A 15175-nucleotide genomic window follows, 5' to 3' on the forward strand; every position below is an offset into this window, starting at 1 on the left:
AGCGTGTTTGATTTGCTCTTTATCGCCTATTGCTGCTTCCTCTGCTACTCTGCCCTATAAATTTGTCCAAAGTCCAAGCCCTTAAGGAACCCCACAAGGTTCTGTAAGAACGATGGGCTAAAAGAGGTTGGGGTTGTACTGACCCTTTCTTCGCCCCCCAACATTGACATCTCAAGATTTGGCTCCTGGGTTAGCACCTCTACCAGCAAGGGGACTTCCTCCACCAAACCCACAACCATCAACCAAAAGGCCACCTGTTGAATGTTGATGCTTGGTCATTGCAGTTGTTTAGCAATTTCCTGAATAGGCGCATTACTATTGGCAAATCCCCAGACCTTTCCCTGTCAGACCAAGCTGTTCTACCACTTGCTTGCCGTAACTAAGACAGCAGAAATCAGGACGATCGCCGCTGCTTTTTAACCCAGGGCTTCTTCAATAGCATGAACTAAGGCTCTAAAACAAAATAATGTTGGCTCTATCGACCAAACTATGCGAAATCAGACGAAATTACGAGGAAAAGCTTGCTAGATAAGAGTTTGAAGTCCTTTCCGATTAACAAGAATGTCTTTGTGGCTGAGATCCTTTACTGGCAAGGGTTTCAAGCTAATTGAGACCTAAATCAGCACAATAGGAACGATAGAGCCAGCTAACGTCTAAGCTTATGTGCCGATCTGGCATCAAAGATGGTTTTGCCGACTGAGAATATGGGCGATACTGGATTCGAACCAGTGACCCCTTCCGTGTGAAGGAAGTGCGCTACCACTGTGCTAATCGCCCGTAGGTTTAGAAGCTTGGTTTGTAACCCTATCGTGTCAAACAAAGCAGACAAGCATTCTAGCAGATTCAATCCAGCTTTGGGCAGGGTGAGGAGTCACCCAGTTCTTTCTCCTCGCCATACTCTTATGCCTGGTTCATCTCCGTACCATCTGGCATCGTCGTGCGACAGAGTTTAGCCCCGTTTAGCTCAGCGCCCTGAAACTCAGCCCACCGGAGGTCAGCATCCTGTAAATTGGCGTCCCATAGTTCAGCTCGCCATAATTCGGCTCCTCGCAGATTGGCCTTCTGCAAATTGGTGTCTCGCAGATTAGCTCCCGACAGGTCAGCATCGCGCAAATTCGCCTCTTGCAGATTGGCTGTTTTGAGGTTTGCCCCACGCAGGTTCGCCTTTTGCAGATTTGCCCCACATAGGTTTGCCTCAGACAGATCGGCCTCTTGCAGATTCGCTTCTTGCAGGTTTGCTAGTTCAAGGTTCGCTTCTTGCAAATCAGCCTTAGGCAAGTCAATGCGGGCTAGATTTGCGCCTGGAGCATCTAAACCTCGTAGCGAAACGCTGTCTTTGTGGAGATCCTGAAGGGCGATGCGGCGTGCGTAACTGGTGGAGACGTTAGCTGCTGCTGCACTGTCGATGACACGCCATGCTTCATAGTGCTTTTGCGCTCTACGATCGGGCGCTTCTTTGAGATAAAGAATAATCGCGACAACCACGGCAATGGATTGCACCTGAGCAAAAACAGCCTTAATAGTTTCGCGAGAAATTAGATCTTGGAATGAATGGATTTGGATATCATCCTCAGCCCACAGCGCCAATACTGCCAGAAAGACAACAGCCACCGCGATCGCCAACCAGGTTGGAATCGACTGGATAGCTTGTTCCAATTGACGTATGAACTGTGATGGCTTCCCTTTCGTCCGCCCGTTGCGTTCAGTCATCCTTTTAAGCTTAAGAAAGTGGCAAAAGCAGGATGCACTCGAAACTTCTCGATGTTCTCTAGATTGACGGTGGGTAACTCATAGTGTCCCAAATAAGTTCCCTTGCTGGGTGCATCACCGGCTGCCTTTGGTATCCACGCCTTCAAAAAGCCAATTTGCCAGAGCAATTTTTTCAGTTCTAGATAATCCATCTCGGAGACCCATTCTGTTGCGCGATCGACATCCACTTCACCACAGACGGTTGAGAGTAACAAATAATCCAAATCATCTTTTTCAAAGCAGCAGTTTCGTCCTCTGAACACTTCAAAAACATCTAATAGGTGAGCGTATTGAAAGCGATATTCTGAAGCCAAGTCTTTTGTTTTTTGCTCAGAATAAACTTCTTCGGCTGCCATGATGGCAGACTCGTCGATCTTCTTAGTGCCAGAATAGTATTCCCCACATAGTTTGCAGAACTGGAGTAGTTCTCTAGGGCGTAGTTGAGTTCTGCCAATAATATAATCCGCAGAATCCTCGAACTTAGAATCTAATTTTGAAGCAAACACTGATTTCCAGCGGTTCGTCGTATCAAGCTTAGAAGTTTCGGGGAAGGAATGGGCAATTCTTAACCCAATGAGTTCCAGTAATTCGTTTTTACCCCAACGGATAACTTCAACATCCTCTCTAATTTTTTGAGCATCATCGTAGATTTGAGGAATGTTATCAAACAGTTCCTGACGGATGGAAACGTATACTCGCAAATCAGGACTAATTAAGTTTATCTTTTGAGTCGCCTGAAACAAACCAGCAATAAAGTATTTAGCGTCTTCAGAGTCATCCCAGCCCTTGTCCAGTTCATCAATCAAGACTTTCATTCTTGATTTTTCCAACACTTTCTTAAGACTGGGAATGAGACTTTTGATCTCCTCTAAACTATAAAGTGATTGAAGATTTTTTGACTTAACTACACTTTCATGCGCATCTAACTTCACAGTTTCCAATTGTTTCAAGTAACTCACTAGCACGCCGATCGGGTTCAGACCTTTCATGCTGGAATTAGCATTGACATAGTTATAGATGTCTCGCTGAGGACCCAGTAACAAGCCACGCTTGTTCTCTACAATTTTATTAAAAATGAGGTTGTACAGAAGATATTGCCATGCGACGGAGTAAGAACTTTGCTTCCCCCAAGAGCCTTCGTTTTCACGCTTCAAATATTGTGCCAGTAATTCGTAAGAGTACTCTTCTGGAGACAGTTCTAAAACTAAATTCCCTTTCTTAGCCTCTGTTGATGCAATATATTTAAAGATTGCGCTCTTGCCAGCACCTCGATTACCAACCAGAATAGTCTTTTTGCTGTTCAGGAATTTTTGATAAGCCGAATTCTGATAGAAATATTCCGACAAACCGACGGTGATATCTCTTTCTGCGGAATCTGAACCAAGGTTTAGCTTCTGAATGTCTACCAGCATAGTTGATTCAGGATAATTGGCTATAGCTGAATCGTTTAATTTTCACATGGAAAGAATTATGTGTCCAGTCGCGGATCAAGACACTAATCTTCTTGGGGGCACTCGCTCCACAGACTGGTCGTTTGGCGCAGGCTCAAAAAATCGCCATTACCTAAAATGAGATGGTCGAGTAGAGGAATACCTAAAAACTCGGCACCTGCGAGCAATTGGCGTGTAAGGTTGATGTCTTCGTTACTGGGTTCGACATTGCCAGAGGGGTGATTGTGCGCCACGATTACCCGCGTCGCGCCATGCTTAAGGACGGCACGGAAGATGTCGCGGGGATGGGCGAGGGTTTCGGTAGCAGTGCCGATCGTAATCACCTGTGTACCGAGTAAGCGGTGTTTAACATCCAGCATTAAGACAGCAAAGCGTTCTTGAGGTTGCCACATCAGATCCTGGCTAAGGGCTGCGGCAGCGATCGACGGATCATCCACGATCGTGTGTTCGAGTGGACGCGATTGAAAGACACGCTTGCCCAGCTCGATCGCTGCTAAGATAGTGGCGGCCTTTGCTTCACCCACTCCAGAGATATCCGTTAGCTCTGGGACGCTAACCTCTCGCAGTGCTGAAAGCGGGTCGTGCTGGTGCTTGCCAATATGTTGCAGAATGTATTGTCCCAAGCCAACCGCAGAGAGTTTGCCCGCTCCCTGCCCAGTGCTGAGGAGGATAGCAAGCAGTTCAGCCGTTGCCAGATTTTTGGCTCCAGAGGCAACCAGGCGTTCCCGTGGGCGCTCGCTGGCTGGCATATCGGCTACTTTAAGGCAGTAGGTCATGCACCAAGAGGTTGTTGAGCGAGGAGTACCTCTTAGTTATGCCCAACACTGAGTGCTGCCCAACACTCATCTGGAAATGAAAACAAGGGCTAACTGCTCTTTTCACAGCCAACGCGATGCCATTAATTACCGTCATTGAAACGTTACTCAATCAACCGCCGATTCCCTTTAAGCCAGAGCAGCAGTCGCTCAAAGGATGGGTTATGTTCTGTTTACGCGATCGCGGCTTCAAGGTTATTTATGCCCAAAATGCTGATTTCGCGATCGAAACTCGGGAAGGCGACAAGGTGTACTTTAACGTTACCGAGGACGCAGTTGAGCCGGACAGTAAGGCTGGCTGGATTGTGCGCGATCGTGACACTCATAAAGTCACCGTGCTGCCACCACACTCGTAGACGATAGGGATTAACCGATGTGCGCCTCTATGAAACCCGCGCTTTGGAAGACGATCTCAAACTGGAAGCCTGCCCGCGCATGAACCGTTCAGCAACTTTAGACCGCTGCTGCCAATCGGTGCGCAGTTTGTCGTCTGATCGACCGGTCAGCAGGCTGGTGATTTCATCCCACAACGCGCGATCGGCAGTATGGAGGTCAAGGAGCATTAAGCCAACGCCTAGTAATAGCAGCGTGACACCGAACACAAAAAGCCCTAATGAGATGGGCACCAGCCATTCCAGGTTGATTACGGTTCTCAGCGCTAGAGCCAGAGTGCTGGCGATCGCACACATAAGGGCATAAGCATTGGCTAAGACGCCATACCGCACCACTTTGTAACGGTGTTGTAGCTGACGCAGATGTTTCTTCGCTTGCAGTACACGACTCGTGGAGCGATCGCCGGCATTGCTCTCATACCAACGTTCGCCCCCCAGGCTTAACAGCTCAAGATACTGACGGTTAGAGGCCTGCAAGCCTTCTTCAAGCGCAGTTTGACGAACACTGATGCGGCTCAACAGCAGCGCACACGCCACTATCATCAGCATCGAATTCAGAATTAGCTGGATTAACTGGGTCGTCTGCTCAACGCTCATTGGTTTTCCTCAGCCTCGCAGGCAATGTAGGCAAATAATACGGGTTGCTGGTCAACGAAGCAATCAATAGTCATCAATAGCAATTATTACTTTAGTACAAACGAACTATTTTTACCAGTATAAACCCAGAGGCATTGCCAAATGACGTTTCAACTGCTGACGAGAAGTGCTACAGGAAAATGTTGTAGTGCATCACCGACTGCGATCGTCTCTTTACTTTGCAGTGACTGAGCGGTAATCGCGTTTGTCCAGGTAGACGGAAGGCCTGACGGTAAACTGATCTGGGTGTCTTGCCAAACGGCTGTGCCCAACGGCCGATCGCCTGGTTGAACCAAACTGGTCAAAAAGCGCGGTGCGATCGCGATCGCCGTCTGCCCCTCAAAGCGTCGAGCAAACGCAATGATGTGGTTTTGCAAGGCACCCTTCACCGCTAACGGTTCATAGTCGCCCTGTTGGAACAGTTCCACCCATTTCTTTCTGGCTTGCAGCAATTGATAGGTTAAAAAGAGCTTGATGTTACCGTTTGCCCTGGTCGCAAAGAGGTCATCAATCAAAGCGATTGGATCATGGGATAGGGTTGCTTTGATTTGCTTCAGTGCAGTCAGGCGCTGTTCGTAAGCGACCGGGCGACGGTTGTCAGGATCGACAAAACTCAGGTTCCAAAACTCGTCACCCTGATACAAATCAAGTACACCCGGAGCAACATTTTTAATCAACACCTGTGACAGGGAGTTAAAGATGCCATACTCAGCAATTTTGGCTTGGAACGGTTTAAATTGACTGAGAAACTCATTCGATTCCGGCGTTACTAGCAACCGTTCAACGAAGTCACTAAAGCCCTGTTCGTACACACTGTCAGGGCGCAACCAAGCAGTGTGTACCTTTGCTTCACGGACAGCTTTGATCACATAATCCTTGACCCGATCGACGAACGCAGGAAACTCTTCCTCTGCAAAGGGGAATGATCCTACTAAGGTTTGATAGAGAAAATACTCGTCGTTGCGATCGGGAATTGTCCTGCCGCCCAGTCGCACTTTTTGCTTAAAGTTGATATCTGCCCAATGCTTGACATGCTCTGCCCACGCATCAGGAATTTCTGACAGTACATTAAGGCGTGCTCTCACATCTTCACCCCGTTTCGTATCGTGAGTCGAGGTAGTATTCATGGCATGCCGCCAATGCTGCGCTTTGTGCTCGTTGAACGTGTGAAATTGCTCTAGGGTAACGCCAAAGTGACTAGGATTTCCACCCACTTCATTGAGTGATAACAAACGGTTGTAAACATACAGCAAGGTGTCTTCAATGCCTTTTGCCATGAGCGGGCCAGTTAATTGCTGCATCCGCATCACAAAATGCAAGCGTTCCGCTTTTTGGTCGTCTGTTAAGTACTCTTCATCGGTTCGCAGTAAGATCGCTTCAATGTATTCAAGCTCTCGTTGCAGTAGGGGTAATTGCTGTTTGGCAGCGGCGATCGTCGTGCGAACAATTTGCTGATCGGTTTCAGTCACCACATCTGACGCAGTGTAGGTTCTGTAGACTGGGAACAGTGCCAGCACTTCGCTTAACGCGCGTTTCAACCCATACGCTGTAAAGTCACTGCCCGATCGTGTTTGGCCCGCAATGCGCTTCAAGCGCTGCGCCAGGTTCTCCACATCACCGGCCAGATTCTTATCAATAATGAGCCCTTTCTTCTCGGTAGCCAAGCGAGCATATTTCGCAGTCACGCCTGTCAGAATGGTGTAGAACCGATCAAACTTTTCTTCATTTTCAGTGTTGCAAAATAACCCATTAACATAGTTCAGGAACTCATAACCGCTGGTTCCTTGCACTGGCCAAGCAGTTGGCAGATCTTCTGTTAGCTCTAGAATCTTTTCGACTGTGATGTAGACATCGCCAATTTTTTCGCGGAGTCGTTCTAAATAAGTAGCCGGATCATACAGACCATCAATGTGATCGATGCGAACGCCAGTAAAAATGCCCTCATCAACTAATTGAGAAATCAGGCCATGCGTTTTATAAAAGACCTTAATTTCTTCAACTTTGACTGAAATTAATTCATTGACTGTAAAGAAACGACGGTAATTAATTTCCTCTGCTCCCACTTTCCAGAAGGAGAGACGATAAAATTGCTCACTCAGTAAACTATCCAGTAGATTAAAGCTCTCTGGATGCCCTACTTCACCATTGAACGATTGCACGTTTGAAGCAAACAGCTCTTTAACCGCATCATTTTGTTCGTGCAACTCCCAAAGTAACCCTTTCACAAAGACAACCTGATCGTACCGTTCGCGTCCCTTTGCCTCAGCCGGAATATTTTTAATCAAATAGAGAATGCCTAAAAGTTTGACAAAATCTGGATGGTGTCTGCCCAACGCTTTAGTCAACTGTCCCAGATTGTGGGTGATAAAGCGCGCGTATGACTCAATCCGCACAGGCAGTCGCAGACTAAAGTAGTTGACGCTTAAACCACTCTCGTCGTAAGCAAGCTGAATGTCACCACGCTCCAAACAGTTGCCATAAAAATCACCGAGCAAGGGTGCCAAGACTCGTTCACGAATATCTTCAAGCCGATGATTCCAATCGATATCAAAGTAGTCGAAGCTATCGGAATCAGCACCATTTTCCAAAACATCCATGAGCCATAAATTCTGGCTGTCATACGCCATATGATTAGGCACAATATCTTGTAGCCAACCCATTTGCTGCTGGTGGATTGCACTCACCAACGCATCAAAGTCTTCACGAGTACCCAGTTCAGGATTCAGTTGAGTCGGATCTACCACGTCGTAGCCGTGACTGCTTCCTGCTCTGGCTTTAAAGATAGGAGAAGCGTAAAGGTCAGAAATACCCAGCTCTGCAAGATATGGCACGATCGCCGTGGCAGCGGCAAAACCATATTCTTTACGAAACTGGATACGATACGTGGCAACTGGAATTCTCATAGCTCGTGATTCGTTAGTTGTCTCATCTAGCGGCTACATGCCGGATACATCAAGTCTGGTAAAGTGCAAAGCTGCTTGCTGGAATGATAAGCGATTGACCAAAAACTAGTTCATTCGGTAATTTGGCACCAGTGCCTGCCCATGTTTCGTCAGCCGAATCAAGAATTTTTTTCCAGTTAGCAGTGGGAATTTTGGGTGTGCAACTAACAGGCTCTTGATTAAAGTTCATCAAGCAAAAGATTTGGCTTTCAGCAGACCATCGATGCAGCAACAGGAGTTTTTCATCCTCTAAGGTAGTGGCTTCTAAGTTTTGTTTATCGAGTTTTTTGAGGGCAGGCACCGTGCGACGAAGCTGGATTAACTGTTGATAAAGATCGTGCAAAAGCTTGTGTTTTCCTTCTTGACGCATTTCCCATCGTAGTTGCGATCGCTGAAAGGCTTCCTCACTCTGCGGGTCAATGTATTCTCCCTCTAAATGGAAATGAGCAAATTCCCGCTTTCTGCCTGCTCGCACCGCTTCGACAAGATTGGGATCAGTGTGGCTCACAAAGTAGAGAAAGGGCGCGTCTTCACCATATTCTTCGCCCATAAATAAAAGCGGCACGTTTGGCGACAATAGCAGGACTGCGGCACCCAGCTTGAGTGCGTCAAAGGAAACCAGATGGGTCAGACGATCGCCCAACATTCGGTTCCCAATCTGGTCGTGGTTCTGGATGCACACGACAAACTGTTGACCGGGCAAAGCGCTCGAATCACTCCCATGCCAGCGATCGCGAAACGGCGAATACTCCCAGGAGTAGACAAACCCCTGCTTCATCGCTTTAGCTAGCTGCTCACACCTGCCATAATCCTGGTAGTAACCAATCTGTTCACCCGTTAGCAGCGTATGAGCGCAGTGATGGAAGCCGTCATTCCATTGCGCATCCATGCCATAGCCACCCTGCTCAATGCTCCGCAAGATCCGCACGTCATTCACATCATTTTCGGCGGCGAGATAAAACTTGCGCCCTTTCTGTTGGGAAAGTTCAGCAACCCGTTCCGCTAACTCTTGCAGAAAATGCTTGGCAGTCAGATCAACAATGTGGTCGGTGGCATCCAAACGCAGCATGTCGAAGTGGTAGGTCTCAAACCAATACAGCGCGTTTTGCAGAAAGTAATTGCGTATGGCATGGCTCTGAGCGCCATCAAAGTTCAGCGCACCGCCCCAGACCCCTTTATATTTTTCGGTGAAGTAAGGGCCGTAGTCGCTAAAGTAGCTACCTTCGGGGCCAAAGTGGTTATAAACCACATCCAGCACGATCGCCATCCCCTGTTGATGGCACGCATTGACGAGACGCTTCAAGCCTTCAGGGCCACCGTAGGAGTTTTGGACAGCAAATGGGTAAGTACCGTCATAGCCCCAATTACGGCTACCGGGAAATTGGGCGATCGGCATGAGTTCGATCGCGTTCACACCCAGCGCTTTTAGATCCGGCAAGCGAGGGATAATCGCTTCAAATGTCCCTTCTGGTGTGAACGTGCCTGTGTGAAGTTCGTAGATGATCAACTCATCCAGGGGAATTCCAGACCAGTTATTGTCGGTCCAGCTAAACGCAGCCTGATCGACCACTTGAGAAGGCCCGTGCACACCATCTGGCTGAAACTGCGAGGCCGGATCAGGGCGCTCAAGCTGGTCATCCAACTGGTAGAAATATTGTGTCCCAGGGGCGATCGCGTCGGCTGTTAGCTGCCAATAGCCGAAACCGGCCTCCTGCATGGGCAGTAGTCGCGCCTTAGGAGAAACAATGTTGACAGCAACCTGCTTGTGTAATGGTGCCCAAACCGTAAACTGGCAGCGATCGCCACCCAGATAGAACGCGCCAGCATCCATAGAAAACTGCCCTGTGTTTCAGTACCGTTCTAGGGCACTATATTTTTCTTCACCTGGCACTGAAACCTGCCCAAAAGGGGATTTTTGCGATCCTGACTCTAGAAATACGATGAAAGGAGCAGAGAGGGGCGGCTGCATCACTGACTGCTAAGTGTCAGTCAGTGGTTGCAGCCCGCCCGGTGAGGCTTAGTCTAGTGCGTTGTTTTCACGCGGCACACTTCCTATACGCTCCTCACTGGAGTTTGGATTCACGTAGCAGGCAGAAATCGGGTTTCTTTTCAAAACGACGCGGTTTGAACCTCCAGGGGCAGTGAAGAAACCCGGTTTTTCTCAAACCATCTGTGGCTGTAAGCGCGCGATCGGCTCCACCAAAATACGAAGGCTGTCACCTTGCACGATCGTTCCTGGACATTCAATCGAACAAACAATGCCACGCTGTTTTTTGGCGATCGACACAAAGCGCTTAATTAAATGAGGATGCGTCGGATGCAGTGCCTGAATGATTTTCCCTGGATGGCGACAGGGCGCATTTTCACCTTCACACACGAGACCACCGCCGCTCGGCAGTAGGAGCCTCGAACCTGGGGGTAGCTGCGTTAGGTGAGGAAAGCCTCGGAGCAACAGATTTGCACCTAGCCATTCAGGCAACACAGCGTCTAAACCCAACTGCTGTGCAAGCTGGTCACACTCCTCGGCTGATACCACACTAAGCTGCCGTCGATTGCGAATTTCGGTGCCACGGGGGTACATGGGTTCCCGTCCTCCTGAGCGGCGGGTCAAGCCGTAATGGAGATCGCCCGGAATCCCTGCCATGTCTAGAGTGACTTGATCAACCCGACGTGTCACAAACGTACCGGGGGTGTCTGCAAGCAAAACCGATTCCACTGTGGCAGCTAAAAATTTCATACTGTCTGGGGTTATAGAACGTGAGTCATCAACTGAGTCACTCATTCTCTCTCTAGACGCGGTTGCAAAGGGTCAAATCTACTACCTGAGTAGATGAAGCAACCTTGCTAACCAGGCACGATCAGCGGGAGAACTCATCGAAAAGACTTTACACAACCGAGACTTATGCAACGTAATCAAGTGACGCTAGCCAATTCAAATCTGGCGACCCTGCAAAATCAGTTTGCCCCTTCCAATGCGCCAAACTACGAAGAAGCGGAACGCCTTTTTGTTACACTGCTGCACACCGACAATTTAGACAAAAACCTGGCCCGACTCGCTCGGACCCGCAAAGCCTTCGAGAAAACAGTGGCTGCGGCGTTGATGGCAGCCTATAACGATGCTTACAACTCCAGCGCGGCTCATCGCTTTTTACAGCGCGTTTTGTATCGCATCAATCGTCTGAAGTTCTTTTGGTACGACGAATTAAGCAACTACACCAATGAGCGATCGCTCTACTTGCAAAATATCCGCAACCGCATTGAAACTGTGTGGCAAGACTGGGAACTGGCTCAACTGGATGTCGCGAGCTTACAAAAGCTGGATGTTGTAGAGGCCTTGCTTGATCGGGCGGCTGCCGATCTTGATCCTGAGCTGTCTGCTACGGGGCGCTACTTCCGAGATGAGATGACCGTCGCAGGCTATCGCGAAATGTTGGCGATCGCGTCGCTAGACGGGTTGGTGGAAGCTAGCCAGCTTTCTCGCACTCTGGGTGGTGTCGCCAACGAGATCCATAGCGTGATGACGCGTCTGCTGGTGGAAGAATACGGTGCTGGCAAACTAGCGCGGAAACACTCGACCTACTTTGCCACCATGCTCTCTGAATTGGGCATGAACACCCAACCGGAAGCCTACCTTGACGCTGTGCCTTGGGAAGTGCTGGGAACCATCAACCACAGCTTTTTACTGTCTGAACGCAAGCGTGACTATCTACGCTATGCAGGCGGACTGCTCTACACAGAAATTTCTGTTCCGGCTGCCTTTGATCCGTATCATGCCGCCGCCGAACGGCTGGGTTTGTCCAGCGATGCGATGAGCTACTGGACGCTGCATATCAAAGTCGATAAACTTCACGGTCGCTGGATGCTCGATGAAGTCGCGTTACCGTTAGTCGAACGCTATCCCAACGAAGCCTGGGAACTGGTGCTGGGATATGACCAACAGCGGTTGATGGGCGATCGCGCCGGAGAAGCCGTTGCTCGTGCAGCTCAGTTGGCAGATGTAGGCAAGTGAGGGGAGAGGGGGAGAGTTTTGAGTTAAGTCTGCCTCCTGCCTCATGGCTTCTCCAGGCCCTTCCTTCTGCCCCACCAGCAAAACTCCCTGATAGGATGAAGAAGAATGAACAATACGTAACAAATCTGACTCATGTCTTCTCTTGGCAATTTGCGTGATCTTTACCAGCAGGTCATTCTGGAACGCTACAAAAAGCCTCGACATCGTGGCAAAACTGATCCAGTCGATCGGCATCAGCGCGGGCACAATCCGTCCTGTGGAGACACGATCGAACTCACGGTGCAGTTGAGTCCGACCGGCGATCGTATTGAAGATGTCAAGTTTGAAGGCGAAGGGTGCGCGATCGCAATGGCGTCTGCCGATCTTATGGCTGAAGCAATGCGGGGTCGCACAGTCGAAGAAGCATTCCAAATGGTGCAACGTTTTCAAACCATGATGCAAGGCAAAGACGAGTTTCCGTCAGAGTTGCGGAAGCTAAATGTTATGCAAGGCGTATCGCAGTTTCCTGTCCGCATTAAGTGTGCAACACTCACTTGGCACACGCTTAAAGCCGCACTAGAAGCGTCCCCCGACAGTCAGATGAAAGGTTTTGTTAGTAATGAAGAGAATGGTTAGTAAGGCTTAGGTGATCTCAGCCATTAGCAATAAGCGGGTTCTACGGTTTGAACCACAACAACGCAAAGGCACAGAATGTTTAGTCTGTGCCTTTGTCGTAAATGCTTGTTTGCCAATTTAGAAACGCAGCTTGGAAACACAAATCTAAAGCAATGTGTCAAACCAATAATGCCCGTCGCACCTCTAAAAGGCGCGGTTAAACCCCGTATGATTCAAGCACTTAAATTAGAAACTTTGTTAAAAAGAATTAAGTAGTGACCTGCTGAGGCTAATCCTGGTCTGGGCTAGCTGCAATCGTTACAGTTTTTTGCAAACTTAGCACTCAGAAACACTGCTTTCCGGGGATAAAACCTGCCAGTAATTTATTCATCGTTATATTTGCCTACATAACGTAATGAGCAGTCTAATAATCCAGTGGTAGTATGTAATCACTTGGATAGGTAGAGTCATTAGCTCTTCATAAAATGTGTTCTTTCAAGGCGCGTGTTTTCACGGCTAAGGAGTTGGGAATTATGATTTTTGATGATTTTAATAACATCGAAGTTAAGCCAGATACTCGCAACCACAGAGGCTGTTTTGTTCAGGAAACATCCTATAAATTGGTGAACATCGATCGCGCAGGCTGGGCTTTTATCTGTATGAATGATGCTGTTTGTTACTATGTCGATCCTGACAACTTGCAGCAGGCTGCAGCAATAGAAATCGATCAAGATCTAGTGCAGATTTAGAATGATTAGAGGACTAACAATGAATAGGCGTGTTAGATGGCTGGTTTTGAACCTAAACTAGCCATCTTTTTTGTTACTATTAAACGCGAGACTAAAACGCTTTCCAGTGTCTGATGCTCAGTCGTTGCAGTGTTTAAGAACTCATTCGCCAGTTCAACGTCTCAACTCTGTTGTCAAATTTAGTCTCGATCAAATCTGCGTACTCTATTCAATGCTGAATCTATGAGAGAGCGATTGCTTCAATGGCTAAACGTAGCCTTAATGGTGGATTTATTCCTTGTGTTATTCAGCTTTGTATGGCTAGCAGTCGCCGTTACGGGTCGAGCGGCCAACGTACCACTCGGTCTCGACCTTTGGTATAAACTCTGGGAGCCTGTTTTCACGCCCGCGCTCGGCATCTTGATGGGTGGCGCGTTGTTGAGTGGCGCAATTAGCTGGGTTGCCAAACGCTGGCAGGAACGATCAACTGGCAATACTTAGGAGATTTCAAGAACAAAATAACCGTAGGGGCAGGTTTGACCACAAGATTAACGGTTAGAGGACAAGACTCTGGCAAAACCTACCCGTACCCAACGGTAAATTTGTTCTCGGAAATCTCCTTAAACAAGCGAAACAAGCGGCTCTTAGTGCCTGATAAATGCCTACAATCATTAATTCCACTTTGGGTGCGGGTTTGGCAGCTAACCTAGTGCAGAGCCACAGTTTAATTTTAGGGTGACTTACTTTGAGAAAGCTTGCTAGGTAGGGATTTCAGAGATTGCCAACCCTAATTTTTAGTCTTGACGCTGCACTAGGCTGATCTGAACAGAAACGTACTAGAACCCGCCCTTGAGAAAGCTTGACCAGTCAACCAGCCATCTACTTCAAGATTTCGGCTAAAGCCTGCGCGATCGTTGGGTAGTGATATTGAAAACCACTTGCCTGAGTGCGTTTTGGTAGCACCTGCTGACCTTCAAGCACAACCTTTGCGCCATCGCCTAGCAGCGCTTCGAGGGCAAAGCCTGGCACGGGTAGCCAGGAGGGGCGCTTCAGTCGTTCTCCTAGTGCATGGGCAAGGTCAGTCATGCGAACCGGGTTGGGTGCGGTTGCATTGTAGACGCCTTCAAAAGCGCTATTGGTCAGGGCTTGTAGAATTAAGCTCACGAGGTCTTCGCGATGAATCCAGGAAAACCATTGCTTGCCTGTACCGATCGGCCCACCAGCAAAGAGCTTAAACGGGGGAATCATTTTGGCGAGCGCGCCACCATCCCCCAGCACAATGCCAAGACGCACAATAACCAGTCGCAGTCCGGCTTGCTTCACCTTTTGCGCTTCGGTTTCCCAGGTTTGACAAATCTCTGCAAGGAAATCATCACCGGCAGGGCTAGTTTCATCAAATGTGGCGGTTTCACTGGTGCCGTAATAGCCGATCGCCGATGCATTGACGAGCACCGTTGGTTTGGGCGTTGCTTGAGCGATCGCCTCGACTACTTTTTGCGTACCCAGCTTGCGGCTATCGAGAATCATCTGCTTGCGCTCTGCTGTCCAACGGTTCTCAGCGATCGGCTCTCCCGCTAGATTGACCACGCCATCACAGCCTGAAAACACCTGCTGCCAGTCACCGGACTCCATTGGTGCATAACCAACAGGCTCGACGTTCGGAAACGCTGCTGCGGGAAAGAGTTGTAAGGCTCGTTCTGGGTTACGGGTCAGGGCAATGACCGTGTGACCATCTGCTTGCAGGCGCTCGACCAAGCGACGACCAACAAAGCCTGTTGCACCCGTAATAGCGACTTTCATGCAAAACCTCGTGCGCGATCGTACTGATTGAAAAGTGAGGATTTAAGAGTGAGAAGCGA

Annotated in this window: 13 protein-coding genes and 1 tRNA gene; 5 read left to right on the forward strand and 9 right to left on the reverse strand. The window is 48.7% G+C overall.

All coding sequences use genetic code 11. The features are described from left to right. Positions 1-705 precede the first annotated feature (705 nt). From C7B82_RS29645 to radC, 4 genes are all read right to left on the reverse strand, one after another. A tRNA-Val gene (locus C7B82_RS29645) sits at positions 706-777 on the reverse strand. Positions 778-900: 123 nt separating this feature from the next. Beyond that, complete coding sequence (locus C7B82_RS29650; protein WP_106260795.1) at positions 901-1710, reverse strand: pentapeptide repeat-containing protein; 810 nt, start codon at positions 1708-1710, stop codon at positions 901-903. Beyond that, positions 1707-3161, reverse strand: a complete 1455-nt coding sequence (locus C7B82_RS29655) for a P-loop ATPase, Sll1717 family (protein ID WP_106260797.1) — start codon at positions 3159-3161, stop codon at positions 1707-1709. The genes C7B82_RS29650 and C7B82_RS29655 overlap by 4 nt, the downstream gene beginning before the upstream one ends. A gap of 83 nt (positions 3162-3244) precedes the next feature. Then, complete coding sequence (radC, locus tag C7B82_RS29660) at positions 3245-3976, reverse strand: RadC family protein (RefSeq protein WP_106260799.1); 732 nt, start codon at positions 3974-3976, stop codon at positions 3245-3247. Positions 3977-4092: 116 nt separating this feature from the next. Between radC and C7B82_RS29665 the strand changes: the two genes are divergently transcribed. Beyond that, positions 4093-4371, forward strand: a complete 279-nt coding sequence (locus tag C7B82_RS29665; protein ID WP_106260800.1) for a hypothetical protein — start codon at positions 4093-4095, stop codon at positions 4369-4371. Between the two features lie 27 nt (positions 4372-4398). On the opposite strand, the gene C7B82_RS29670 is transcribed toward C7B82_RS29665, so the two are convergent. From C7B82_RS29670 to C7B82_RS29685, 4 genes are all read right to left on the reverse strand, one after another. Then, positions 4399-5004 (reverse strand): DUF2721 domain-containing protein, encoded by a 606-nt coding sequence (locus tag C7B82_RS29670; protein WP_106260802.1) that lies wholly within the window; start codon positions 5002-5004, stop codon positions 4399-4401. 149 nt (positions 5005-5153) lie between these two features. Then, on the reverse strand, positions 5154-7946 hold the full coding sequence (gene treY / locus C7B82_RS29675; protein WP_106260803.1) for a malto-oligosyltrehalose synthase: 2793 nt from the start codon (positions 7944-7946) through the stop codon (positions 5154-5156). 49 nt (positions 7947-7995) lie between these two features. Next, positions 7996-9816: a malto-oligosyltrehalose trehalohydrolase gene (gene treZ, locus C7B82_RS29680; protein WP_106260805.1), complete on the reverse strand. Its 1821-nt coding sequence runs from the start codon at positions 9814-9816 to the stop codon at positions 7996-7998. A 330-nt stretch (positions 9817-10146) separates the two neighbouring features. Next, entirely contained in the window at positions 10147-10722 is a 576-nt protein-coding gene (locus tag C7B82_RS29685) for an MOSC domain-containing protein (RefSeq protein WP_106260806.1), read from the reverse strand. Positions 10723-10887: 165 nt separating this feature from the next. Between C7B82_RS29685 and C7B82_RS29690 the strand changes: the two genes are divergently transcribed. From C7B82_RS29690 to C7B82_RS29705, 4 genes are all read left to right on the forward strand, one after another. Continuing rightward, positions 10888-11994, forward strand: a complete 1107-nt coding sequence (locus tag C7B82_RS29690; RefSeq protein ID WP_106260808.1) for an iron-containing redox enzyme family protein — start codon at positions 10888-10890, stop codon at positions 11992-11994. Between the two features lie 132 nt (positions 11995-12126). Next, positions 12127-12609 (forward strand): Fe-S cluster assembly sulfur transfer protein SufU, encoded by a 483-nt coding sequence (gene sufU, locus C7B82_RS29695; RefSeq protein WP_106260809.1) that lies wholly within the window; start codon positions 12127-12129, stop codon positions 12607-12609. A 512-nt stretch (positions 12610-13121) separates the two neighbouring features. After that, positions 13122-13337: a hypothetical protein gene (locus tag C7B82_RS29700; protein WP_106260811.1), complete on the forward strand. Its 216-nt coding sequence runs from the start codon at positions 13122-13124 to the stop codon at positions 13335-13337. 222 nt (positions 13338-13559) lie between these two features. Then, positions 13560-13817: a hypothetical protein gene (locus C7B82_RS29705; protein ID WP_106260812.1), complete on the forward strand. Its 258-nt coding sequence runs from the start codon at positions 13560-13562 to the stop codon at positions 13815-13817. 378 nt (positions 13818-14195) lie between these two features. On the opposite strand, the gene thyD is transcribed toward C7B82_RS29705, so the two are convergent. Beyond that, the gene (thyD, locus tag C7B82_RS29710) at positions 14196-15116 is read right to left on the reverse strand and encodes a thylakoid membrane protein ThyD (RefSeq protein ID WP_106260814.1); all 921 of its coding nucleotides are present in this window, start codon (positions 15114-15116) and stop codon (positions 14196-14198) included. Positions 15117-15175 lie beyond the last annotated feature (59 nt).

The organism is Stenomitos frigidus ULC18 (assembly GCF_003003795.1).
In the GTDB taxonomy this organism is placed as follows: Bacteria; Cyanobacteriota; Cyanobacteriia; order Leptolyngbyales; family Leptolyngbyaceae; genus Stenomitos; species Stenomitos frigidus_A.

Bases quoted from the DNA above. Each gene is read 5' to 3' on its own strand.
- C7B82_RS29650 (WP_106260795.1), bottom strand. From the start codon at position 1,710: ATGACTGAACGCAACGGGCGGACGAAAGGGAAGCCATCACAGTTCATA.
- treY (WP_106260803.1), bottom strand. From the start codon at position 7,946: ATGAGAATTCCAGTTGCCACGTATCGTATCCAGTTTCGTAAAGAATAT.
- sufU (WP_106260809.1), top strand. From the start codon at position 12,127: ATGTCTTCTCTTGGCAATTTGCGTGATCTTTACCAGCAGGTCATTCTG.
- C7B82_RS29700 (WP_106260811.1), top strand. From the start codon at position 13,122: ATGATTTTTGATGATTTTAATAACATCGAAGTTAAGCCAGATACTCGC.
- C7B82_RS29685 (WP_106260806.1), bottom strand. From the start codon at position 10,722: ATGAAATTTTTAGCTGCCACAGTGGAATCGGTTTTGCTTGCAGACACC.
- C7B82_RS29690 (WP_106260808.1), top strand. From the start codon at position 10,888: ATGCAACGTAATCAAGTGACGCTAGCCAATTCAAATCTGGCGACCCTG.
- C7B82_RS29705 (WP_106260812.1), top strand. From the start codon at position 13,560: ATGAGAGAGCGATTGCTTCAATGGCTAAACGTAGCCTTAATGGTGGAT.
- C7B82_RS29670 (WP_106260802.1), bottom strand. From the start codon at position 5,004: ATGAGCGTTGAGCAGACGACCCAGTTAATCCAGCTAATTCTGAATTCG.
- treZ (WP_106260805.1), bottom strand. From the start codon at position 9,816: ATGGATGCTGGCGCGTTCTATCTGGGTGGCGATCGCTGCCAGTTTACG.
- C7B82_RS29655 (WP_106260797.1), bottom strand. From the start codon at position 3,161: ATGCTGGTAGACATTCAGAAGCTAAACCTTGGTTCAGATTCCGCAGAA.
- thyD (WP_106260814.1), bottom strand. From the start codon at position 15,116: ATGAAAGTCGCTATTACGGGTGCAACAGGCTTTGTTGGTCGTCGCTTG.
- radC (WP_106260799.1), bottom strand. From the start codon at position 3,976: ATGACCTACTGCCTTAAAGTAGCCGATATGCCAGCCAGCGAGCGCCCA.
- C7B82_RS29665 (WP_106260800.1), top strand. From the start codon at position 4,093: ATGCCATTAATTACCGTCATTGAAACGTTACTCAATCAACCGCCGATT.